Source organism: Stenotrophomonas sp. Iso1 (assembly GCF_027497995.1).
Lineage (GTDB): Bacteria > Pseudomonadota > Gammaproteobacteria > Xanthomonadales > Xanthomonadaceae > Stenotrophomonas.
In genome coordinates, this window is the sequence record NZ_JAODBT010000002.1 from 327,340 (window position 1) to 349,085 (window position 21,746).

The window sequence follows — 21,746 nt, forward strand, 5'->3', positions numbered from 1 at the left end:
ACGTGCTACTCGTTGTCCTTGTCGTTCACAACGCGGCGGAAGCAGTGATTGCCGGCGGGGTGAGACCATTCATTGACATGACCGCGCGTCCGCCCGTCTGCGCTGTCAGTGTCAAACTGCGCACAGAGTTCATAGTGCGTGGCATCCAACGGCCGGTAGCGATAATCCGGGCCGCCGGCCGGGTCTTTCCACACCAGTTCCATCCCTGGCTGTGATATCAGCGTGCCGATATTCGGTGGCAGCGCGTCGTTCTCACGCCAATAGTTGCGGGCGGCGATTTCCAGCGTGCGCAGGTCCGACACGCGCGCTTCATCCAGGCGTTTGAGCCGTTGCTGTGAGGGTGAATCAATCACCCAGACGCCAGCGGCCACCGCCAATGCGGTGACGATGCCGGTGGCCCACAGCACGCGGGTACCCCAAGCGGTGCGGCTCATGCTTCCACCTCTTCTTGGCGCAGATCCCATAGGTAATAACCGAACACGGTGCCGGCAATCGCGCCGACCACCAGCACCTTGAGGACGAAGCGCAGGCTGAGGTCACCGCCGAGCAGGTTGAACACCAGTGCGGTGAGGTCGCCAATCAGCACGGCGGCGGCCACGAACAGGGTCAGGTAGGTGAGCCAGCGGCGTACCGGTGACAGTCGCTTGATCGGATTGCGCTCCACGTCGCGGCTGACACTGCGGGCAACAAAGACAAATACGGGGAAGGCGATCACCAGCGCGGAGATTGCCCAGCGGATGCCGCCCCCTAAACGCAGCAGTTGCCAATCCGCATCCGCCGGATCAGGCAGGGCGTATTGGATCAGCTGGAACAACAGGCTGCCCAGGTTCCAGGTGAAGAAGTACAGCGTGCTGAACAGCACCAGATAGAGAAACGCTTCGCGTGCAGAAAGCGAGGCGCGCGGACGCGGCACCGGCAGGTCGAAATCCACCTGCGCCCAGCCATCAAGCACACCGCGTATCTGCTGCTCACTCCAGCCTGCCGCCAACAAGGCCTGGTTGACCTGTTGGCGGTTGTGGCCGCGCATCAATGCTTCGCGGACGAAGAGTTCCAATTCCGGGGATGCTGAGGCCATCGCTCATTCCTTGCAGGGCGTGGCCGCAGGGTAGGGCGTGGGCGTGAGGTGATCAAGCGTCGGCGGTTTCGTCGAACTCGACCGATTGCGCAGGTACCAATCGTGCGCGCAGGGCGTCCAGCTCCATGCGCAGGGCCTGGTTCTCTGCGGTGAGGGAGGCCACGCGCTGACGCAGGGCTTCCACTTCCGGATGCGGGGCGGAGGTACCGCCTGCAGCAGCTGCGGAATCTTCGTCCTCGAACTCGAACTCCTTCGCCGGCTTGGGCTTGCGGCGCGACTCCCGCACGCGCTTGGCGGCATCCTTCAGCTCGCTCTTGCCACCCTGCGCAGCGGCGCGCTGCTCTGCCTCGGGAAGGCTGGAGACCTCGGCTGCGGCGCTGAGCGAGATTGCACCGGCCTTCACCGCCTCGATCACTTCCTGCGCCGCATGCGCGCTGATCTTCTCGATCAGATTCACCTGGCTGGCGCTGAGCTTGGCTTCGCGTGCCAAATCCGCCCTGGACAGCTTGGGTGCCGGTTCCCACGGCGGTGAATCGCCCTCGGCTTCGCCATTGGCCAGCGCAGTCTCACCTTCGCTCTCGCGGCGCAGCTGCTCCTGCTCGGCACGGTGGCGCGCCTCGACGATTGCCCGCTTGCGCAGTGCCAGCACGCCGCGCTGGAAGTCGGACACGCTACGGCGGCCCAGGTGTTGCTCGATCATCCACAGGTGCACGTCGTCCATCGACTGGAAACGGGTGTTCTGCACGGTGTTGAACGGAATGTTGTGCTTGGTGCAGATGCCGTAACGGTTGTGGCCGTCAATCAGCACGTCGCCCCAGAGCACCAGCGCATCGCGGCAGCCCTCGGCCAGCAAGCTGCGCTCCAGCGCGTCATGTTCGTCCTGCGTGAGCGGGTCGATGTAGGCTTTGAGTTCTTGGTTGACGATGATGTCCATGCGGCTGCCGGTTGAAACGTGGGTCGGCATTGTAGTGATCCGGGGCCATGCGCGGCCAATGCCATCGGGTCAGGAAGCGGCCCGGATTCATACCGGTTGTGTACACGCGGCGGCGTAACATGCAGGCCTGCGGCCCGGCCGCCTTGCTACGCAACAGGATTCGGCAATGACCACTCCCCACCTCCGCGAACAATGGCAGACGTTGGCCGCTGGCCTGACGCTGCGTACCCGCGCATTCATTGATGGGCGCCAGGTGGATGCCGCCTCCGGCGCGACTTTTGACTGCATCAGCCCGATTGACGGCCGTGTGCTGGCGCAGGTCGCCGACTGCGGTCAGTTGGACATCGATCACGCCGTGGCGGCCGCGCGGCGCAGCTTCCAGGCCGGTCATTGGTCGAATTTGAAGCCGTCCCGTCGCAAGCAGGTGCTGCTGCGGCTGGCAGGGCTGGTGGAACGCCATGCCGATGAACTGGCACTGCTGGAAACACTGGACATGGGCAAGCCCGTGGGCGAGGCGCGCAATGTCGATATCGCCGGGGTGATCCGCTGCATCCAATGGACCGCCGAGGCGGTGGACAAGCTTTATGGCGAGGTGGCACCCACCGGCAGCAACGAATTGGGCCTGATCACGCGCGAGCCGCTGGGTGTGGTCGGCGCCATCGTGCCGTGGAACTTCCCGTTGCTGATGGCGGCATGGAAGATCGCACCGGCGCTGGCAGCGGGCAACTCGGTGGTGCTCAAGCCTTCGGAAAAATCGCCCTTGAGCGCGCTGCGCTTTGCCGAGCTGGTGGCCGAGGCTGGCCTGCCCGAAGGCGTGTTCAACGTGGTGCCGGGCAACGGCAAGGGCGCGGGCGAGCCCCTGGCGCTGCATATGGATGTGGACGGACTGGTGTTTACCGGCTCCACCGCCGTGGGCAAGCGGCTGCTGCAATGTGCCGGCCTGTCCAACATGAAACGCGCCTACATGGAATGCGGTGGCAAGAGTCCGAATATAGTGTTCGCCGACGCGCCCAATCTGGACAAAGCGGCAGAGGCCGCCGCCAGCGGCATTTTCTACAACCAGGGTGAAGTCTGCACGGCTGCATCGCGGCTGTTGGTGGAGCGTTCGATCAAGGATGAGTTCGTCGCGAAGGTCATTGAGCACGGTCGGAATATGCAGCCCAAGCATCCGTTTGAGCCGGATGCGCCGATGGGCGCACTGGTTGACGAAGCACAGGCCGATCGGGTGCTGGGTTATATCGAACAAGGCACTGCCGAGGGCGCGCGACTGCTGCTGGGTGGCAAGCGCGTCGAGGTAGTACCCGGTGGTTGTTACATCGAGCCGACCGTGTTCGATGAAGTGTCGCCGCAGTACCGCATCGCACGCGAAGAAATTTTCGGGCCGGTATTGTCGGTCATTGCCTTCGATGGCGAACAGCAGGCCCTGCAGCTGGCCAACGACACGGAGTACGGATTGGCTGCAGGTGTGTGGACACGGGATATCTCACGCGCTCATCGCGTGGCGCGCGGCCTGCGCGCCGGCAGCGTCTGGGTGAACTATTGGGATGGCGGCGACATGAGCGCGCCGTTCGGCGGTTACAAGCAGTCCGGCAACGGCCGCGATAAATCGCTGCATGCATTCGACAAGTACACCGAGATGAAAGCCACCTGGATCAATCTGGCGGATTGAAGCGGTGAGTGCTGAGCACGTAAACGCTAACTAGCATGCGAGCCTGGGAATCGAGTGCAACCGAGGCGCTTCGCTCGCACCGGTCCCTCCAGGCAAGCCTGCTCAGGTGGGTGCTGGATCTCTGCGGGGGCGGCGAAAGAATCAGAAGTGCAAGGTCAGCCCCTCTCCCGAAGTGCAGGAGAGGGGCGTTGCATCACTTGCGTCGTTTACCGCTACATCGCGGCGCTTCGATCAATCCCGCTTCTCGGCGATCACTTCGCCGCTCATCGGGTCCAGCCGCACTTCTACGTTGCGACCGTTGGATGCCTTGGCATCCGCCTTCCACATGCCATCGTCGAACTTCACATCGTGCACGTTGCTGTAGCCGGCGGTGGACAGCTTTGCGCGGATGTCGGCCTCGCTTAATTGCGACACGGCGGTATCCGGGTAGACCGTACCGGTACGCGGATCCAGACGCAGCTCGGTGCGTTTGCCGTCGGCGCTGGTGGCGTCGGCCTCCCACATGCCGCCGTCGAACTTGACGTCATGCACGTTGGTGAAGCCCTGGGCTTCCAACTGTGCGCGAACCTGCGGTGCGGTCAACGTGTCCTGAGCCTGCGCGATGCCAGCGGCAGCGAAGGTAATGGCCATGGCCAGCAGGCCGTTGCGTACATGTCGATGCGTCATTAGATTTTTCTCCTTTGCGGGCAGGTAACCGCTGCCTCCGGTGCACACCCTAACCGTCGCCACCGCATCCCCGTCGTGAAAATCGTCGACATCGCAGCGTAGTGTCCTGACAGGGTTAATCGACGTGCACGCGTACTGAACGTAGCGTTGAAAAAACGTTCAACCCGCGTGCGTTGTATTCACGCCTTGTCGTTTTTGCGTAGCTGGCTGGCGAAGCGATCAAGCCATTGCGCGAAGCCCTGCAATGCCAGCCCACCCTTGTCGCGCAGGCTTGCCAGTTCAGATTCCAAACGCGCGCTGGTGCGTGGATTCGCCCTCGTTCTTGGGTAAGGGCGGCAGGATGTGGGCGAAGTAGGTGTCGCCCAGTAGTTTGTGCGCCGTTACCTAGGCGTGAAGCGTGGGCGAGCAGAGGTTTCAGGGCGGGTAGATGGCGTTGCGGGAACGGTCTCGGCTGCAACCAGGCGTTGTTGGGTGGGGGCTGCGTGGCAGACTTGGCGCCAGCGCTTCCTTGAATCCGAATCATGTCGACCCCCGCCATCACCGCCCCTTTGAACTCCCCCCGCCGTGTGCTGGCCGCCAGCCTGGTCGGTACCACCATTGAGTTCTTTGATTTCTACATCTACGCCACCGCGGCGGTATTGGTGTTCCCGCAGTTGTTCTTCCCCGAGAGCAGCAACGAAGCGGCGCTGCTGCAATCGCTGGCGACCTTTGCGGTGGCCTTTATCGCCCGCCCCGTGGGCTCGGCGGTGTTCGGGCACTACGGTGACCGCATCGGCCGCAAGGCCACCCTGGTGGCGGCGTTGCTGACCATGGGGCTGTCCACCGTTGCCATCGGCCTGTTGCCGACGCATGCCGATATCGGGTTGCTGGCGCCGATCCTGCTGGCCCTGTGCCGGTTTGGCCAAGGCTTGGGGCTGGGCGGTGAATGGGGTGGGGCGGTGTTGTTGGCCACCGAGAACGCGCCGCCGGGCAAGCGTGCCTGGTACGGCATGTTCCCGCAGTTGGGTGCGCCGCTGGGCTTCCTGTTGTCGGCCGGTACGTTCCTGTTGCTGGGCAAGTTGATGGACGACGCGACGTTCCTCGCATGGGGCTGGCGCGTGCCGTTCGTTGCCAGCGCGTTGCTGGTGATCGTGGGGCTGTGGGTGCGGTTGAACATCCACGAGACACCGGATTTCCAGAAAGCCGTGGACAGCGGCAAGCGGGTGCGGTTGCCAATGCGTGAGGTGCTGGCGAACCACGGTTTTTCGGTAGTGGTGGGCACGCTGGCTGCATTTGCCACGTTCGTGCTGTTCTACCTGATGACGGTATTCACGTTGGGCCATGGCACATCGGTGCTGGGTTATGCGCGTGAGGATTTCTTGCTGCTGCAGATGATCGGCATCCTGTTCTTTGCGGCAGGCATTCCGTTGGCGGCGCTGTATGGCGACCGCCGCGGCACGGTGAAGGCGATGCTGTGGGCGACGATCGGCATCTTCGTGTTCGGGCTGCTGTTCCAGCCGTTGTTCCAGGCCGGAAATCCGTTGCTGGTGCTGCTGTTCCTGTCGCTGGGCCTGTTCCTGATGGGCCTGACCTACGGCCCATGCGGCACGATGTTGGCCAGTCTGTATCCGGTGCAGGTGCGCTATACCGGCTCATCATTGTCCTTCAACCTTGCCGGCATTCTGGGTGCGGCGCCCGCGCCGTATGCGGCGACGTGGTTGGCCGGCAAGTTCGGCATCGCCGCAGTAGGCGGCTACTTGTGCGTCACCGCGCTGGTCACCGCGTGGGCGCTGTGGGCCATCGGCCAGCGTCAGAAACGAGGGGCCGTAGGAGCGCCGTAACGCGTTGCCCTGCATCCCACACAAAGATGAGGGCGGTGCGGATGTACGGCGTTCCTACAGCGAGGGGTGGCAGGAACGGCGAGGTTGCGAATCTTTCTGGAGGAGGGATCGCAGCCACGCCGTTCCCGCACAAGTGGGTCAGCGGAACATGCGTTTCAACGTGCGGCCCAGCCAGCTGCCTTCTTCGTGTTCACGGGCAAACTGGTTGAGGTGATGTTTGACCTGATCGGCATAGGCTTTGTCGTCGCCACGGATATGGTTGAACAGCCAGCGCGAGAGCATGTTGCGCAGTTCGTCGGTGACGTCCTCGCCGGCCTGGAAGCGCAGGCGGTACTCGCTCACGCGCTTGCCGAACACTTCATGCACGCGCTTGTGAGCAGCGCAGAACGGGTAACCGGCTTCTTCCATCAGCTCCTCTTCAAAGGCGAAGTGCGACATGGTGTAGTCGACCAGTTCGTCGATTACCTCGGCCACCGCCATGCGCTCCAGACTTTTTTGGGCGACATGCAGGTGGTTGAGCATCTCCACGATGCGCATGTGCTGATGGTCAATGACCTCAATGCCGGTGTTGAGGTCATCCTGCCAAATCAGTAGTGCCATCGCTTCGATCCCCTGTGAAGTGCGTTGCGAGGCACTTTAGGCGCGGGCTTTTTAGCGCGCGTTGATCTGGATCAATACGCTGTCGCGTTCACACTTTTTCGGCGCTGCACACACGGTTGCGCCCGCCGGCCTTGGCCAGATAGAGCTGGCGGTCGGCCTCGGTGATGAGCTGGTGCAGGTTGCCCAGCCGCGACGGCATGCGGCAGACGCCGATACTCACCGTCATGGTCAACGTCTTGCCGCCGAACTGCAGGCGCAAGGCTTGCACGGCTTGACGCAGATGCTCGAAATGCAGCGTGCTGGCGTCGTCGTCCAGCCCGCTCACCAGCAGGCAGAACTCCTCGCCGCCGAAGCGTGAGCTGATGTCCTGCGGACGCGTATGCGACTGCAGGATGCCGGCCACGGCGCGAATGGCCTGGTCGCCGGCTTCATGACCGAAGCTGTCGTTGATGTGCTTGAAGTGGTCGATATCTACCATCGCCACGGCGACATCATTGTCTTCGCTGGGCAGGGCCAACTGACGTTGGCTGTTTTCAAGAAAGCTGCGACGGTTAGGCAGGCCGGTGAGAAAATCACGCGTCGCCAAGTCCTGCAGCGTGCCGATCAGCTCCAGCTGATCCACGTTCTGCGATACGCGGCAGAAGAATTCTTCGCGCGAAAACGGCTTGCGCAGGAAGTCGTTGGCGCCGTTCTTGAGGAAGCGTGGGATCAACGACGGATCGGAGTTTCCAGAAATGCCGATCACCGCTACTTTGTCGCGCGCCCGCTGGGCACGCAGCCTGCGCGTGAGTTCGACACCTTCCATGCCGGGCATTTCCTGGTCCACGATGACCAGCCGGATGGTCGGGTCTGCCTCCAATGCGAGCAGGGCGGCGGCGCCATCGGCGGCCTGGCTGACGTGATAGCCATACATGTCCAGCAATGCGGCGGCATAAGAACGCGCGGAGGGCGAGTCGTCCACCACCAATGCAGAGATGCGGCGGTTGCGTTCCATCCGCTGCACCAACCACACCAGGTAGTCGATGCTGCCGGGTGTGTTCTTCAACACGTAGTCGATGATCTGCTGCTGCAGCACGCGCTTGCGGAGGTCTTCGTCATAGACGCCGCTGACCACGATGGTGGGCAACCCGCGTTCGACAAAATAGGAAACCACCTGGTCACGGTCCCCGTCGGCCAACACCAGGCCGGTCAACACCAGAAACCAGCCGTCCTCGCTGTCGAGCAGCGCACCGGCTTCGGCCAGGCTGGAAGCCACGCTCACCGGCAGCTCCAAGCGTTGCTCGATGGCTTCGCGCAGCATGCTGGTGAACGTACGCGAGTTCTCCACCAACAGGATCCGCTGCGGGAGCGGCGCGATTGGCGGGCTGTCGAAGCAGGCCTGAGATAGTGCGGCCATAGGGGAAAGACTAATGGTCATCTGCAAGGAATATCGGGCAGATGTGTAGGAACTTTAGCCGCGGCGGTTCAGGAACAGGCAGATGTACGCGGTGTTTCCGCTGCCCGACAAGCCCCGGCCCGATATCAGCCCAGCAGATCGCGCAGCTTGTACCAGGACATGGCCGCCACCAGCAGCGGCATGCGCAGCGCCTTGCCGCCGGGGAACACCCCGTGCGGAATCTTCTCGAATACATCCAGCCGCGCCGACTGGCCGACAATGGCTTCGGCAATCACTTCGCCTGCAAGGCCGGCGCTGGCCACGCCATGGCCGGAGAAACCCTGCGCGAAATAAACACTTGGCGTGAGCCTTCCCCAGTGCGGCGCACGGTTGCGGGTGATGTCGATATAGCCGCCCCACACGTACTCCAACTCCACATCGGCCAGCTGTGGGAATACGCGGCGCATGCGGCGGGTCATGCTGGCGCGCAGGCCGGGTGGCGGCAGTGCGGAATAGTTGGCCTGGCCGCCGAACAATAGGCGGTGGTCGCGGCTGAGACGGAAGTAGTCCAAAGCCCAGTTCACGTCGGCCACGGCCATGTCGTTGCGGATCAGCGCCTTGGCGCGCTCGGCACCCAGCGGCTGGGTGGCACCGATGTAGGTGCCGACCGGCATCATCCGGGTTTCCAGTTCCGGGGCGATGTCCTGCAACCAGGCATTACCAGCCAACACCACGAAGTCTGCATCGACGCGGCCCTGTGCCGTGATCAATGCGGGTTGTGGACCGCGCTGCATCCGGATGACCGGCGAATGCTCATGCAGGGTCACGCCAGCTGCTTGCGCAGCACGCGCCAGCCCTTGGGCGTAGGCGAGTGGATGCAGGTGGCCGCTGGCGGCGTCGTACATCGCGCCGAGGTAGCGGTCGCTGGCGAGTTCCTGCTGCAGACGTGGACGGTCCCACCATTCCAGCGGGTAGTCGTAGCGTTGCGCCATGCGCTCGATGTCCGCACGCAGGGCGCGTTCCTGACGCGGGTGGATCGGTACGCTGGCGTGGCCGTCGCGCCAGTCGCAGTCGATGCCGTGGCGGGCGATGCGCTGTTTGAGTTGATGCATGCCATCGCGTGAGAAATCGAATAGCAGGCGCGCATCGGCATCGCCGACCAGTTTTTCCAACGTGTCCTGCTCGCAGCCATAACCGACGATGGCCTGGCCGCCATTGCGGCCGGAGGCGCCCCAGCCAACGCGCTCGGCTTCCAATACGGTGACCTTGTAGCCCTTCTCGGCCAAGGCCAGCGCAGCGGTCAGGCCGGTGTAACCGGCTCCCAACACCGCAACATCAGCACGCGTCTGGCCGCGTAGTGGCGCGCGCGCGGGTAATTGCGGTTGGCTGCTGGCGTACCAACTGGGCGGATATGCGGGCTGTGGCTGGTCCACGGACATCAGGCGGAATGGCTCGGCAGGGGGCAGGGAGTGTAACGGCCGGCCTGTGTGCGCCAAGCGCAGACGTCGGCCGAACAGCGCCTATTGTGCCGCCCAACGTTTGAATGACGGATGCGGCGCGGTTGCCTAAATGCAGGGCCGGGGGTAGCGTGCGTGCACGTCTTCTGAGCCAGATGCATGACCACCTTGCCGCTGGTCGGCCTGCCAACCGACAGCAAACCGATCGGATCCCACCCTTTCCTCGTGGTTGGTGAAAAGTACGTGCGGGCGGTGGCGGAGGGCGCAGGTGCCATGCCCCTGATACTGCCGCTGCTGCAGCCACCGTTGCCGGCGCAGGCGTGGCTTCGGCAGTTGGATGGGCTGCTATTGACCGGCGCCACCAGCAACATCGAGCCGCATCATTACGACGGTGGGCCCAGTTGGCCGGGCAATCCCCATGACCCGACGCGCGATGCCAATGTGTTTGGGCTGCTGCCGCAGGCGTTGGCGATGGGCCTGCCGGTGCTGGCGATCTGCCGGGGTTTTCAGGAGGTCAACGTTGCTTTCGGCGGCAGCCTGCATCCCAACGTGCATGACATACCGGGGCTGGCCGACCACCGTGAAGACCCGGATTCACCGCTGGACGTGCAATATGGCCCGGCCCACGCACTGGAACTGGTGCCGGGTGGGGTGCTGGCCGGTATTGCCGGTCATACCCAGGTAAGCGTCAACACCGTGCATGGGCAGGGCGTGGCGCGACTGGGCGAGGGCCTGCAGGTTGAAGCCCGCGCACCTGACGGGCTGGTTGAAGCTTTCCGTGGCCCGGGCCCGGGTTTCCTGCTCGGCGTGCAGTTCCATCCGGAGTGGCGGGTGCGTGAAAACCCGTTCTACCTGGGCATTTTCCAAGCCTTCGGCGAGGCCTGTCGTCGTTACCAGATGCAAAAACCAAAAAGCTGATCCGCCATGACTTCGCGCCCCCGTACCCGCAAGACCGTCAAGACTGTTGCCAATGTGCAGGAAGAAAGCTCGCTGCTGCGTTGGCTCAAGGAGCGGCACATCACCGAGGTGGAATGCCTGGTGCCGGACATCACCGGCAATGCCCGCGGCAAGATCATCCCGGCTGACAAGTTTCGCCACGATTACGGCACGCGTCTGCCCGAGGGTATCTTCGCCACCACCGTTACCGGTGAGTTTCCGGACGACTACTACGAGCTGACTTCGCCGGCAGACGCGGACATGATCCTGCGCCCGGATCCGGACACCGTGCGGATGGTGCCGTGGGCCACCGACCCCACCGCGCAGATCATCCATGACTGTTACACCAAGGGTGGGCAGCCGCATGAGCTGGCACCGCGCAACGTGCTTCGGCGGGTGCTGGCCGGTTATGAAGAGCTGGGCCTCAAGCCGGTAGTCGCGCCGGAAGTCGAGTTCTTCCTGGTGCAGAAAAACACCGATCCGGATTTCCCGCTGCTGCCGCCGGCCGGCCGCTCCGGGCGGCCAGAGACCGCGCGTCAGTCGTATTCGATTGACGCGGTCAATGAATTCGATCCCATCCTCGACCTGATGTACGACTACTGCGAGGCGCTGAAGCTGGACGTGGACACGCTGATCCATGAATCCGGTGCGGCGCAGCTGGAAGTGAACTTCACCCACAACGACGCGATGTCGCTGGCCGACCAGGTCTTCCTGTTCAAGCGCACCATGCGTGAAGCGGCAATGCGGCATGGCGTATTTGCCACGTTCCTGGCCAAGCCCATGGAAACCGAACCGGGCAGTGCCATGCACATTCACCAGAGCCTGGTACGCAAGTCCGATGGCATCAATGTGTTTGCCGGTGCCAGCGAAGGCGAGTACAGCGAAACGTTTGACCATTACCTTGCAGGCCTGCAGAAGTACGTGCCGCTGGCGATGGCTTTCTTCGCGCCCAACGTGAATTCCTATCGCCGTCTGGTTTTCGGCGAAGTGTCACCGAGCAACGTGGAGTGGGGCTTCGACAACCGCACCTGCGGCCTGCGCGTTCCCATCGACACACTGGAAAACAGTCGTGTGGAAAGCCGCTTTGCCGGCTCCGACGCCAATCCCTATCTCGCCATGGCCGCGACCTTGGCCTGTGGCCTGCTGGGGTTGCGCGAGAAGCTGCAGCCCACGCAGCCGATCACCGGCAATGCCAAGGAGCTGGGTTATGAACTGCCACGCTCACTGGGCGAAGCCCTGGACGGGCTGGAAGAATGCGAACCACTGCAGGAGCTGCTGGGCAAGCGTTTCTGCCGCGCCTACATCTCGGTCAAGCGAAAGGAGTACGAGACATTCTTCCGCGTGATCAGCTCGTGGGAGCGTGAATTCCTGCTGCTCAATGTCTGAGAACGCCGTTAGTCGCTGCTCCAAGAGTGAAGCCAATGGTGCTGCCGCGTGGGCAGCACTGGCAGGCCAATAGCGACTGCTTTTACGCCTGAAAGCCCCCTGTGGGGCGCGGATTGGCGCGATGCCGTCCGCAGATGGGACAATACGCCCCGCACCGGCCTGGCCGGTTTCCCCACATCGCTCCCGGATCAACACTGGAGAACCCATGAATCTACGCATCCTGACCGCTGGCATCGCCATCTCCCTTCTCGCTGCCTGTGGTGGCAAGGAAGACGGCGGTAAAACGCCCGAAGGCGGCGAGGCCAAGGTCCTCAACGTCTACAACTACTCCGATTACATCGCCGATGACACCATCCCGAACTTCGAGAAGGCAACCAGCGTCAAGGTCACCTATGACGTGTTCGACAGCGATGAGATGGTTGAAACCAAGCTGCTGACCGGCAACAGCGGTTACGACATCGTGGTGCCGACGCTGAATTTCTTCGGCCGTCAGATCCAGGCTGGCGTGTTCCTGCCGTTGGACAAGAGCAAGATCCCGAATCTGGCCAATCTGGACCCGGCGGTGATGGCGCGTATTTCCGGGCAGGATCCGGAGAACAAGTACGGCGTGCCGTACATGATCGGCACGACCGGCATCGGCTACAACGTGGCCAAGCTGAAGGAGCGTTTTGGCGGCAGCGCCGACATCGCCAACAGCTGGGACCTGGTGTTCAAGCCGGAGAACATTGCCAAGATGAAGGACTGTGGCGTGACCATTCTGGACACCCCGGCCGACATGATTCCGATTGCACTGCATTACCTGGGCGAAGATCCGCACAGCGGCGACCCGGCTGTGCTGCAGAAGGCCGCCGAGCTGCTCAAGTCGATCCGTCCGTACGTGCAGAACTTCCACTCCTCGCAATACGTGGGTTCGTTGGCCAATGGCAGCACCTGCCTGGTAGTGGGTTGGTCCGGTGACATCATCCAGGCCCGCGACCGTGCCGAGGAAGCCAAGAACGGCGTTGAAGTGGCGTATTCGATCCCGAAGGAAGGCGCCCCGCAGTGGTTCGACATGCTGGCCATCCCGAAGGATGCCAAGCACCCGCAGAACGCTTATGCGTTCATCAATTACCTGCTTGAGCCGCAGGTGGCTGCCAACAACACCAACGTGACCCACTACGCCAATCCGGTGAAGACGGCCACCCCGTTGGTGGACGCGGCGATTCGCGATGATGTGACCATCTACCCGCCGGAAGATGTGGCGGCCAAGATGTTTACCTACGCGATCAACACCCCGGAGACGGACAAGCTGTACACCCGTTTGTGGACCGAGATTAAGACGGGGCGTTGAGAGCACTCGCGATAACTGAAGGACTCCCTTCTCCCGCGCGCGAGAGAAGGTGCCCGAAGGGCGGATGAGGGGGCTTTGGCTTCGCTTGCTTTAACGGCGCCCTCACCCCAACCCCTCTCCCGCAGGCGGGAGAGGGGCTATCAGTCTTCAAGCGCTAGGACGAGCGGCGCTCCTGCTCAACGTCCCACATCAACAAAGCCTCCTTACCCACAAGGAGGCTTTGTCATTTCAGTCTCAATCCCCCAAAACTCCCCGCTTTCACCCAGCCTCACCCGCGCGCCACGTACTGTCCCTGCAAGGCCAACCGCCATACCCGGCGGTGTCGCCGGTAAAACGCGGGGGCTACACTACGCTCGCTTTCCCCTACTGCCTGCTCCCGGAGCCCTGCATGCCCGTTGAAGCCAAGCCGGATGCCATCGCGTTGAACAGCGAGCCCGGTTATTTGTCCATCCGCGATCTGCGCAAGGAATTCGATGGCTTTGTCGCTGTCGATGACGTCAACCTGGATGTGCGCAAGGGCGAAATCTTCGCGTTACTGGGCGGATCGGGTAGCGGCAAATCCACGCTGCTGCGTTGCCTGGCCGGCTTCGAGACGCCTACCAAGGGCAAGATCCTGCTCGATGGTCAACCGATCACCGCGCTGCCGCCCTACGAGCGGCCGATCAACATGATGTTCCAGTCCTACGCGCTGTTCCCGCACATGACCGTGGAGCAGAACATCGCTTTCGGGCTGAAGCAGGACGGCATGGCCAAAGAGGCGGTCACCCGGCGTGTCGGCGAGATGCTGGAACTGGTGCAGTTGGACAAGCTGGGCAAGCGCAAACCGCATCAGCTGTCCGGTGGGCAGCAGCAGCGCGTGGCGCTGGCCCGTTCGTTGGCCAAGAGCCCCAAGCTGCTATTGCTGGACGAGCCGATGGGCGCGCTCGACAAGAAGCTGCGCTCGAAAATGCAGCTGGAGCTGGTCAACATCATCGAGCAGCTCGGTGTGACCTGTGTGATGGTCACCCACGATCAGGAAGAGGCCATGACCATGGCCACCCGCATCGCGGTGATGGACCAGGGGTGGATCCAGCAGATCGGCAAGCCAGACGATATCTACGAACAGCCGGCCAATCGCTTTGTCGCTGGCTTCATTGGCTCAGTGAATCTGATTGAAGGCGTGATCGACGAAGACCTGCCGGAGTACGTCACCGTGCGTACCGCCGATTTCCCGGCGCCGATCTACGTCGGCCATGGCATCACCGGCTATGAAGGACAACCGGTGGCCTTCGCGCTGCGGCCGGAGAAGATTCACATCGGCAAGGATGAGCCGGAGGGTGAGACCAACAAGGCATTCGGCGTGGTCGAGGACATCGCCTATTTCGGTAGCCACTCGGTTTACCACGTGCGCCTCCCCAGTGGCGCCAAGATCCTCTCCAACTTCGCCAACATGAAGCGCTGGGACAGCGACGGCATTACCTGGAACGATGAAGTCTGGGTGTCCTGGGACGACAACGATGGCGTGGTGCTGACCTCATGAGCGCATCCGGCGCACTCCCAAGCGGTTGGCGGCGCTGGCTGCCGGGTACCCGCGCTGGCGTGATCGGCGTGCCCTACCTGTGGTTGCTGTTGTTCTTCGCCATTCCGTTCCTGATAGTTCTCAAGATCTCGTTCTCGAAGATGGCCGTGGCGATTCCGCCGTATACGTCCATCGTCGCGTACGTGGACAACGCGTTTACGGTGAACCTCAACCTGGGCAACTACGCGGCGTTGTTCACCGACAGCCAGTACGTGGTCGCTTACCTGAGCTCGATCAAGATCGCGGTCGTCTCGACGTTGCTGACGTTGCTGATCGGCTACCCGATGGCGTATGTGATTTCACGCATGTCCCCGTCGGCGCGCAACATCGCGATGATGCTGGTGGTGCTGCCGTCGTGGACGTCATTTTTGATTCGCGTCTATGCCTGGATCGGCATCCTCGACAGCAATGGCCTGATCAATCGCGCATTGATGAACATCGGCCTGATCGACGAGCCGCTGCGCATTCTCTACACACCGGCCGCGGCCTACATCGGCATCGTCTACTGCTATTTGCCATTCATGGTGCTGCCGCTGTACGCCAACCTGGTCAAGCTCGATAACCGTTTGCTGGAAGCGGCCTACGACCTGGGCGCGCGCCCGTGGCAGGCTTTCCTCAGAATCACTCTTCCGCTCTCGCGCAGCGGCATCATTGCCGGCTGCATGTTGGTGATGATCCCGGCGGTGGGCGAGTTCGTGATCCCGGAAATGCTCGGTGGCCCTGACACCTTGATGATCGGCCGCGTGCTGTGGGGTGAGTTCTTCAACAACCGTGACTGGCCACTGGCCTCGGCGGTGGCGATCGTGATGCTGTTGTTGTTGCTGGTGCCGATCATCATTTTCAACCGGGCCCAGCAGCGTGCGCTGGAAGGGACGCTGGCATGAGCATGAGCCGGCGTACCTCCTGGTTGGGCTGGAGCATCCTGCTGCTGGGGTTCGCTTTCCTGTACCTGCCGATCCTGTTGTTGATGGTGTACTCGTTCAACGCATCTCGTCTGGCAACGGTGTGGGCGGGCTTCTCCACGCAGTGGTATGGCGAACTGTTCCGTGACCGTCAGTTGCTGCAAGCGGCGTGGATCAGCATCAAGATCGCGTTCTGGACCGCCACCGCGGCAATGGTGATCGGCACCATGGCGGCGATGGCGATGACACGTTTCAAACGCTTCCCCAGTAAAACCCTGTTTGGCGCGTTGGTGACGGCGCCGCTGGTGATGCCGGAAGTGATCATTGGTTTGTCGATTCTGCTGATGCTGGTGTCGATGGGTGGCCTGTTCGGGTTGCCGTCCAAGGGCGTCGTGGCGATCTGGATCGCGCACGTCACCTTCACCATTTCCTTCGTGACGGTGGTGGTGTCTTCGCGGCTGCAGGAGCTGGACCGCTCGCTGGAAGAAGCCGCGATGGACCTGGGCGCGAACCGGCTCAAGGTGTTCTTCCTGATCACCTTGCCGATCATTGCTCCCGCATTGGTATCGGGCTGGCTACTGGCCTTCACCCTCTCGCTGGATGACGTGGTGATCGCCAGTTTCGTTGCCGGCCCGAGTTCAACCACGTTGCCGATGAAGATATTCGCCTCGGTGCGCATGGGCGTGAGCCCCAAGATCAACGCACTGGCTACCTTGATGGTGCTGGCGGTGTCGCTGGTGGCGGTAACCGGCTGGTGGATATCCGCACGCTCGGAGAAGCGTCGCCAACGGGATATGCAATTGGCGTTGCAGGAAAACGGCTGAGAGCAGCCTCTGTGGTGCTGAGTCATGCTCGGTTCTACACGGTCAGCGCGCGGGGTTTACCTGCGCGCAACATTCCCGGCGCTACCATTCCTGCATTCGTTGAATGCAGGTGATCCCATGGCGTCGTACCAGACAATCAATCCCTTCAATGGCGAGGCCGTGCGTACGGTCGAGTTGATGGCTGCGGCAGCCGTCGAGCAGCGCCTGGCGGCGGCAGAGTCTGCCTTTCCGGCGTGGGCAGCGTTGAGCCTGGAAGCACGCGGCGATTACCTGCGAAAGATCGCCACGGGTCTGCGTGATCGACGCGATGACATTCAGCGCACCATGACCACCGAGATGGGCAAGCTGCGCCACGAGGCTTTGGTCGAGATTGAAAAGAGTGCCGCGGCTTGCGAGTACTACGCTGATCACGCGGCCGACTACCTCGCACCGCAAATGGTTCCCACCCAGGCGCAGCGCAGCTATGTCACCTACCAACCCATCGGTTGCGTGCTGGCGGTGATGCCATGGAATTTTCCGTTCTGGCAGGTGATCCGTTTTCTCGCACCGGGCCTGATGGCCGGCAATGTGGCCTTGCTCAAGCACGCCAGCAACGTGCCCGGTTGCGCGGACTTGCTACGCGATGTGGTGAATGGGGCGGGCGTGCCGAAGGGCGTGTTCGATGTGCTGCACATCGACAACGAACAGGCCGCCGAGGTGTTGCGTGATCGCCGGGTCAAGGCCGTGACGCTGACCGGCAGCGAACGGGCAGGGCGTTCCATCGCTGCCAACGCCGGCGATCAGTTGAAAAAGTGCGTGATGGAACTGGGTGGCAGCGACGCTTTTGTAGTGCTCGATGATGCCGACCTGGATCTGACCGTTGCCGCAGCGGTGAAGTCGCGTTTCGACAATGCCGGGCAGACCTGCATCGCCGCCAAGCGGTTTGTGCTGGTCGACGCAATCGCCGATGCCTTTGTGCAGCGTTTCGTTGAAGCCACCAAGGCGCGCAGGTATGGCGATCCGCAGGACGAAACCAGCACGCTGGCGCCGATGGCGCGCGCTGACCTGCGTGATGAACTGCATCGGCAGGTGCAGGAAAGCGTCGCCAAGGGTGCGAAAGTGTTGCTGGGTTGCGAGCCGTTGGCAGGCAGCAATGCTGGCTATCCGGCCTCCATTCTCGACAACGTTGTGCCAGGCATGCCGGCGTACGAACAGGAACTGTTCGGACCGGTGGCGGCGATCCTGCGGGTGAAGGATGAAGCCGAAGCGGTACGAGTGGCCAACGACACCAGTTTTGGCCTTGGTGGCAGCGTATGGAGCAAAGACAGCGCGCGCGGTGAACGTGTCGCTGCTCAGCTGGAATGCGGCGCGGCGTTCGTCAATGCGGTGGTCAAAAGCGATGCGCGGCTACCGTTTGGCGGTACCAAGCGCTCGGGCTTTGGTCGCGAACTGGCCGAGCACGGCATCCATGAGTTCATGAACATCAAGACGATTTACGTGGCTTGATGGGTTGCCCCGTCCCTTGCCCCAGAGGGATAGGGCTCACGCTCACCGCCTGCAATCTTCGCTGCTCTTAAGTGCTTCCGACCGAAGCCCAGCATCGCGATGAATGGTCCCTCAGAAGCGCAGCGTTTCCGCTGCGCTGTGCCGAGCCATCAACCAAACGGCTGATCAATCGACGGGCTTTGCGGCGTCATCAATGCTGCGCCGTCCTCGGTGACGTACAGGATGTCCTCCAGCCGTACGCCGAACTTGTCCGGGATGTAGATGCCCGGTTCGTCGCTGAAGGTCATGCCCGGCTCCAGCAGGTGCGTGTTGCCGCGCACCAGGTAGTCCCACTCATGCATGTCGAGGCCGATGCCGTGGCCCAGGCGATGGCTGAAATAGCGGTAGTCCGGGCCGTAGCCGGCATCGCTGATGACCTTGCGAGCGGCCGCGTCCACCGATTCCATGGTCACGCCGGGGCGGGCGGTCTTCAGTGCGGCGGTCTGCGCCTGTAGCACGATGTCGAAGATGCGGCGGATGTCATCGCTGGGCTGGCCCAGCACCACGGTGCGGGTGATGTCGCTGGTGTAACCGCCGGCGCGGCAGCCGCCGTCAAAGATGATCGGCGTTCCCTCGACCAGATGCTGCGGTTGGTCCGAACCATGCGGTGATGCAGTGTACTTGCCGATGTTGACGCTGGCATCGCCCTGCAGGCCGGTGCGCGCGTAGGCCATGGCAATCAGACCGCTTATGTCCTGCTCGGTCATGCCCGGCTTGAGCGCCTTCCAGACGGCCTCGTACACGGCCAACGTGTTTTCGTTGGCGAGTTTCATCAGCGCCAGTTCGGCGGCGCTTTTAACGCGGCGGCATCCGGCGGTCACCGGCCAGGCGTCAACCGCGCGTGCTTGTGGCAGCGCATCCATGATGCCTTTGGCACGGAAGAACGGAACCGTTTCCTCCATGCCGATCGTGCCGGTGGCATGGCCCATGTCGCGGATGACCTTCGCGACCAATGCATAAGGGTCTTCATCTTCCTGCCAGCCACGGACATCGTTGCCGAGCTTGATCTGCTCCAGCGTGCGGCCACGTTCGAACTCGGGTGTCACGTACACCGGGTCGCCATTGCGCGGCAACAACACGCCGGTGAGGCGCTCGCTGTTCCACCAATGCATGCCGGTGAAATAGGTGAGTGAGCTGCCCGCGCCGATGAACACGACGTCGATGTCGTGCTTGCCCATCAACTGCTGCGCTTTGGCCACACGGGCAACGCGCTCGCTGTTGGTGATCGCTACCACCTGCGATGCCACAGGCTTCAGCGCACGGATCGATTCCGGCAGCGCGGCATCAACGGGAAGCGAAACGGGAGGCGAGGCCGCCTGTGTCAGTTGCGACAACGGCAGTGCGGCGGCACCCAGCACCATCGAATTGCGCAGGAAGTGGCGACGCGTGCTGCTGACAATGGTGTTGCTTCCCATGGAATTCCCTCAACGTCATGGTCGGATGAAACGAACTCGGTGGCGCTACAGCCAGCCGGAGCGCTTGAAGAGCCGGTACAGCACCACGCATATCGCGCCGACGCCGAGCATCAACAGCGGGTAGGCGAAGCGGCCGGCCAGTTCGGGCATATGCGCGAAGTTCATGCCGTACCAGCTGGTGATCAATGTGGGTGCGGCCAACAGCGCCGCCCACGCACCGAGCTGCTTGACGGTTTCGCCCTGTGCCAGCGTCACCAGTGACAGGTTCACGCTCAAGGCGGTGCCCAGCATTTCGCGCAAGGTGTCGATGGCGTCGTTGACGCGCGCTGCATGATCCTGCACATCGCGCAGATACAAACGAACTTCCTCGCTGATCAACTGTGCCTGGGTGCGTTGCAGCTGCGCCAACGAATCCTGCAGCGGTGCCACGGCCAGGCGCATCTTGTTGAGTTCGCGCTTGAGGTCGTACAGGCGGATGACGGTGCGGCGTTTATAGGTGTCGGCGAAGATGTCCTTCTCCAACGTATCCAGCGTGTCGCGGAAGCTGTCGGTGATGGGCGAGTAATTGTCGACCACTGCGTCCAACACCGAGTACAGACAGAACGACGGGCCCATCGCCAACAGCTCCGGTTCCTGCTCAAGCCGGGCACGGACCGGCGCGTAGGACAGCGACGCGCCGTGACGCACCGTTACCAGAAAGCGCGCGCCAAGGAAGGCGTGGGTTTCTCCGTAACGGATGCGTTCGTCCACCACCTGTGCGGTGTGCACCACCACAAACAGCGAGTGCCCGTAGGTTTCGATCTTGGGCCGCTGGTGGGCCTTGCGGGTGTCCTCGATGGCCAGCGGATGCAGGCCAAATTCTTCTTCGACCTTGTCCAGTACGTCATCGCTGGGCTCGTACAGCCCCACCCAGACAAAGCCTTTGGCATCGCTTTGCAGCATGTCGCTGATGCTGTCCAGATCCAGCGCACGGGGCTTGCCGTCTTCGCCGTACCAGGTACAGCTGATGACACAGGCGGGGTTGGTTGGCTGGGGTGTAGTGATGGATTCCATGCCGGGCATCGTGCCTCAGCGTGGACGGGCCGCCAAGCTGCGTTTTGCGAACACCAGCGTCAGCGCCAGATGGATGGGCAACAACAACACGATCCATTGGGTGTTGAACTGTGCCTGCAGCGACAGCCATTGCAGCGGTAGGGACAGCGCGGCCAGCGCCGTCACCAGCCACAACATCACGTTGAACCAACGGCGTGGCTGGCGCCCACGTAGCAGCGTCCACGCACCGGGGACGAGCAGCAACGCCAGTGGGCTAAGCAGCAGCAGATTACGGTTCGCCCATGCCGCGTAGTGCTCGCTGAACCCCCACATATACGTGAGCAACGCGCCAGCGACACCGCAGAACAGCCAGAACGGCAACGCGAAGCCCGCTACCAGACGCGGACGCTGACGCGCGGCGACGATGGCAGCGGCGACTGCCAGCCCGAGCAGCAGCCACGGCCACCAACGGCGCAGGTGTTCTTTGGGTTCCGGCGCGAGGCGCTGCGGCAGCAGCTCCTGCTCGGCTTGCACCAGTGGTCGGCCTTCGCTGTTGCGTGCCTCGCGCAGGCTGTCGGCAAGACGCATCGGTACAAAGGCTTCTTCCCAGCGGGACAGCGGCTGGTCGGTGCTCGGCCCCATGGCAAGGTCGAAGCCCAGCCACATCCACAACGACGGCGAGGCCAGCCGCACCGACTCACTGCGGTAGGTGTTGCCGCGCGAACGGCCGGCCAACTGCGATTGCAGGCTGCCATCCATTGCCTGGTTCAGTGCATCGCGCACCATCGTTGCGCAGTTGGCGGTGAAATAGTCGTAGCGGTAGCGCGCATTCTCAGGCTTGGAACGCTCGGCCAAGCCCTCGGCCAGCGCGCGCGCCTGCGCGTGCGGCAGGTCCAGCCATTGAATGCTGGCGCCACGGCCGGCGTCGCTGTATTGCGCCAGATCCTGCTCCAGTGGCAGCGCCACCAGGTAATACATCATTCGCCCGCGCACGAAGTTGCCGACGAAATCCGGCTCGGACGGATCAAAGAAGCCGAAGTTGTACGAGGTGGCCTGGCCCGTCACCGGGTCGGCCACCACCAGCGCGTCGTGGCCGAAGCGCTCGAAGAAAATCTCACCCGGCTGCATCGTCACCACACCGATGCGCGGAGCAGGCGCTCCGGCATCGGCGGGGACGGGTTGCGCGGCGGCACTGCCGGCGGTCAGCAGCAATAGCAATGCGAACGCGGACAGCAACTGCCGC

General features: G+C 62.7%; 19 protein-coding genes. 9 read left to right on the plus strand and 10 right to left on the minus strand.

The genetic code is table 11. The annotated features are described in order from the left end of the window. Positions 1-5: 5 nt before the first annotated feature. From PAN08_RS10430 to PAN08_RS10440, 3 genes are read right to left on the minus strand one after another with little or no spacing between them, the layout of a single operon-like run. A complete protein-coding gene (locus PAN08_RS10430; RefSeq protein WP_269791453.1) occupies positions 6-434 on the minus strand; it encodes a hypothetical protein in 429 nt (142 codons plus the stop codon). Continuing rightward, the gene (locus tag PAN08_RS10435) at positions 431-1,075 is read right to left on the minus strand and encodes a DUF5671 domain-containing protein (RefSeq protein ID WP_269791454.1); all 645 of its coding nucleotides are present in this window, start codon (positions 1,073-1,075) and stop codon (positions 431-433) included. The genes PAN08_RS10430 and PAN08_RS10435 overlap by 4 nt, the downstream gene beginning before the upstream one ends. Before the next feature lie 52 nt (positions 1,076-1,127). Then, a complete protein-coding gene (locus tag PAN08_RS10440; RefSeq protein WP_269791896.1) occupies positions 1,128-2,009 on the minus strand; it encodes a plasmid replication/partition related protein in 882 nt (293 codons plus the stop codon). Positions 2,010-2,175: 166 nt separating this feature from the next. Here PAN08_RS10440 and PAN08_RS10445 point away from each other — a divergent pair, with 166 nt between their 5' ends. Beyond that, positions 2,176-3,678: an aldehyde dehydrogenase gene (locus PAN08_RS10445; protein WP_269791455.1), complete on the plus strand. Its 1,503-nt coding sequence runs from the start codon at positions 2,176-2,178 to the stop codon at positions 3,676-3,678. A gap of 231 nt (positions 3,679-3,909) precedes the next feature. On the opposite strand, the gene PAN08_RS10450 is transcribed toward PAN08_RS10445, so the two are convergent. Further along, complete coding sequence (locus PAN08_RS10450; RefSeq protein ID WP_269791456.1) at positions 3,910-4,344, minus strand: PepSY domain-containing protein; 435 nt, start codon at positions 4,342-4,344, stop codon at positions 3,910-3,912. A 521-nt stretch (positions 4,345-4,865) separates the two neighbouring features. Between PAN08_RS10450 and PAN08_RS10455 the strand changes: the two genes are divergently transcribed. Next, positions 4,866-6,164: an MFS transporter gene (locus PAN08_RS10455; RefSeq protein WP_269791457.1), complete on the plus strand. Its 1,299-nt coding sequence runs from the start codon at positions 4,866-4,868 to the stop codon at positions 6,162-6,164. A 138-nt stretch (positions 6,165-6,302) separates the two neighbouring features. On the opposite strand, the gene PAN08_RS10460 is transcribed toward PAN08_RS10455, so the two are convergent. The 3 genes from PAN08_RS10460 to PAN08_RS10470 form a co-directional block, all read right to left on the minus strand. Beyond that, entirely contained in the window at positions 6,303-6,764 is a 462-nt protein-coding gene (locus PAN08_RS10460) for a bacteriohemerythrin (protein WP_269791458.1), read from the minus strand. A gap of 88 nt (positions 6,765-6,852) precedes the next feature. Then, on the minus strand, positions 6,853-8,160 hold the full coding sequence (locus PAN08_RS10465) for a diguanylate cyclase (protein WP_269791459.1): 1,308 nt from the start codon (positions 8,158-8,160) through the stop codon (positions 6,853-6,855). A gap of 125 nt (positions 8,161-8,285) precedes the next feature. After that, entirely contained in the window at positions 8,286-9,578 is a 1,293-nt protein-coding gene (locus tag PAN08_RS10470; RefSeq protein ID WP_269791460.1) for an FAD-binding oxidoreductase, read from the minus strand. 177 nt (positions 9,579-9,755) lie between these two features. Between PAN08_RS10470 and PAN08_RS10475 the strand changes: the two genes are divergently transcribed. The 7 genes from PAN08_RS10475 (at position 9,756) to PAN08_RS10505 (ending at position 18,017) form a co-directional block, all read left to right on the plus strand. Next, positions 9,756-10,514, plus strand: coding sequence for a gamma-glutamyl-gamma-aminobutyrate hydrolase family protein (locus tag PAN08_RS10475; RefSeq protein ID WP_269791461.1), 759 nt, complete (start codon positions 9,756-9,758; stop codon positions 10,512-10,514). Positions 10,515-10,520: 6 nt separating this feature from the next. Then, on the plus strand, positions 10,521-11,918 hold the full coding sequence (locus PAN08_RS10480) for a glutamine synthetase family protein (RefSeq protein ID WP_269791462.1): 1,398 nt from the start codon (positions 10,521-10,523) through the stop codon (positions 11,916-11,918). Between the two features lie 205 nt (positions 11,919-12,123). Further along, positions 12,124-13,248 carry a polyamine ABC transporter substrate-binding protein gene (locus tag PAN08_RS10485; RefSeq protein WP_269791463.1) on the plus strand — a complete coding sequence of 375 codons (1,125 nt, stop codon included), beginning with the start codon at positions 12,124-12,126 and terminating at the stop codon, positions 13,246-13,248. A 388-nt stretch (positions 13,249-13,636) separates the two neighbouring features. Further along, a complete protein-coding gene (gene potA / locus PAN08_RS10490; protein ID WP_269791464.1) occupies positions 13,637-14,767 on the plus strand; it encodes a polyamine ABC transporter ATP-binding protein in 1,131 nt (376 codons plus the stop codon). Next, entirely contained in the window at positions 14,764-15,690 is a 927-nt protein-coding gene (locus PAN08_RS10495) for an ABC transporter permease subunit (protein ID WP_269791465.1), read from the plus strand. The genes potA and PAN08_RS10495 overlap by 4 nt, the downstream gene beginning before the upstream one ends. Further along, complete coding sequence (locus PAN08_RS10500; protein WP_269791466.1) at positions 15,687-16,532, plus strand: ABC transporter permease subunit; 846 nt, start codon at positions 15,687-15,689, stop codon at positions 16,530-16,532. The genes PAN08_RS10495 and PAN08_RS10500 overlap by 4 nt, the downstream gene beginning before the upstream one ends. Positions 16,533-16,649: 117 nt before the next feature. Continuing rightward, positions 16,650-18,017 carry an NAD-dependent succinate-semialdehyde dehydrogenase gene (locus PAN08_RS10505; protein ID WP_269791467.1) on the plus strand — a complete coding sequence of 456 codons (1,368 nt, stop codon included), beginning with the start codon at positions 16,650-16,652 and terminating at the stop codon, positions 18,015-18,017. 149 nt (positions 18,018-18,166) lie between these two features. Here PAN08_RS10505 and PAN08_RS10510 read toward each other — a convergent pair whose 3' ends face one another. Genes PAN08_RS10510 through PAN08_RS10520 form a run of 3 tightly spaced genes read right to left on the minus strand, consistent with a single transcriptional unit; the run spans position 18,167 to position 21,715 of the window. After that, complete coding sequence (locus PAN08_RS10510; protein WP_269791468.1) at positions 18,167-19,471, minus strand: Xaa-Pro peptidase family protein; 1,305 nt, start codon at positions 19,469-19,471, stop codon at positions 18,167-18,169. A 45-nt stretch (positions 19,472-19,516) separates the two neighbouring features. Continuing rightward, positions 19,517-20,524, minus strand: coding sequence for a magnesium and cobalt transport protein CorA (locus tag PAN08_RS10515; RefSeq protein ID WP_269791469.1), 1,008 nt, complete (start codon positions 20,522-20,524; stop codon positions 19,517-19,519). 15 nt (positions 20,525-20,539) lie between these two features. After that, positions 20,540-21,715 (minus strand): DUF4105 domain-containing protein, encoded by a 1,176-nt coding sequence (locus PAN08_RS10520; RefSeq protein ID WP_269791897.1) that lies wholly within the window; start codon positions 21,713-21,715, stop codon positions 20,540-20,542. Positions 21,716-21,746 lie beyond the last annotated feature (31 nt).

Bases quoted from the DNA above. Each gene is read 5' to 3' on its own strand.
- PAN08_RS10460 (WP_269791458.1), bottom strand. From the start codon at position 6,764: ATGGCACTACTGATTTGGCAGGATGACCTCAACACCGGCATTGAGGTC.
- PAN08_RS10515 (WP_269791469.1), bottom strand. From the start codon at position 20,524: ATGGAATCCATCACTACACCCCAGCCAACCAACCCCGCCTGTGTCATC.
- PAN08_RS10495 (WP_269791465.1), top strand. From the start codon at position 14,764: ATGAGCGCATCCGGCGCACTCCCAAGCGGTTGGCGGCGCTGGCTGCCG.
- PAN08_RS10440 (WP_269791896.1), bottom strand. From the start codon at position 2,009: ATGGACATCATCGTCAACCAAGAACTCAAAGCCTACATCGACCCGCTC.
- PAN08_RS10470 (WP_269791460.1), bottom strand. From the start codon at position 9,578: ATGTCCGTGGACCAGCCACAGCCCGCATATCCGCCCAGTTGGTACGCC.
- PAN08_RS10435 (WP_269791454.1), bottom strand. From the start codon at position 1,075: ATGGCCTCAGCATCCCCGGAATTGGAACTCTTCGTCCGCGAAGCATTG.
- PAN08_RS10445 (WP_269791455.1), top strand. From the start codon at position 2,176: ATGACCACTCCCCACCTCCGCGAACAATGGCAGACGTTGGCCGCTGGC.
- PAN08_RS10485 (WP_269791463.1), top strand. From the start codon at position 12,124: ATGAATCTACGCATCCTGACCGCTGGCATCGCCATCTCCCTTCTCGCT.
- PAN08_RS10510 (WP_269791468.1), bottom strand. From the start codon at position 19,471: ATGGGAAGCAACACCATTGTCAGCAGCACGCGTCGCCACTTCCTGCGC.
- PAN08_RS10480 (WP_269791462.1), top strand. From the start codon at position 10,521: ATGACTTCGCGCCCCCGTACCCGCAAGACCGTCAAGACTGTTGCCAAT.
- PAN08_RS10500 (WP_269791466.1), top strand. From the start codon at position 15,687: ATGAGCATGAGCCGGCGTACCTCCTGGTTGGGCTGGAGCATCCTGCTG.
- PAN08_RS10505 (WP_269791467.1), top strand. From the start codon at position 16,650: ATGGCGTCGTACCAGACAATCAATCCCTTCAATGGCGAGGCCGTGCGT.
- PAN08_RS10430 (WP_269791453.1), bottom strand. From the start codon at position 434: ATGAGCCGCACCGCTTGGGGTACCCGCGTGCTGTGGGCCACCGGCATC.
- PAN08_RS10465 (WP_269791459.1), bottom strand. From the start codon at position 8,160: ATGGCCGCACTATCTCAGGCCTGCTTCGACAGCCCGCCAATCGCGCCG.
- PAN08_RS10455 (WP_269791457.1), top strand. From the start codon at position 4,866: ATGTCGACCCCCGCCATCACCGCCCCTTTGAACTCCCCCCGCCGTGTG.
- PAN08_RS10450 (WP_269791456.1), bottom strand. From the start codon at position 4,344: ATGACGCATCGACATGTACGCAACGGCCTGCTGGCCATGGCCATTACC.
- potA (WP_269791464.1), top strand. From the start codon at position 13,637: ATGCCCGTTGAAGCCAAGCCGGATGCCATCGCGTTGAACAGCGAGCCC.
- PAN08_RS10475 (WP_269791461.1), top strand. From the start codon at position 9,756: ATGACCACCTTGCCGCTGGTCGGCCTGCCAACCGACAGCAAACCGATC.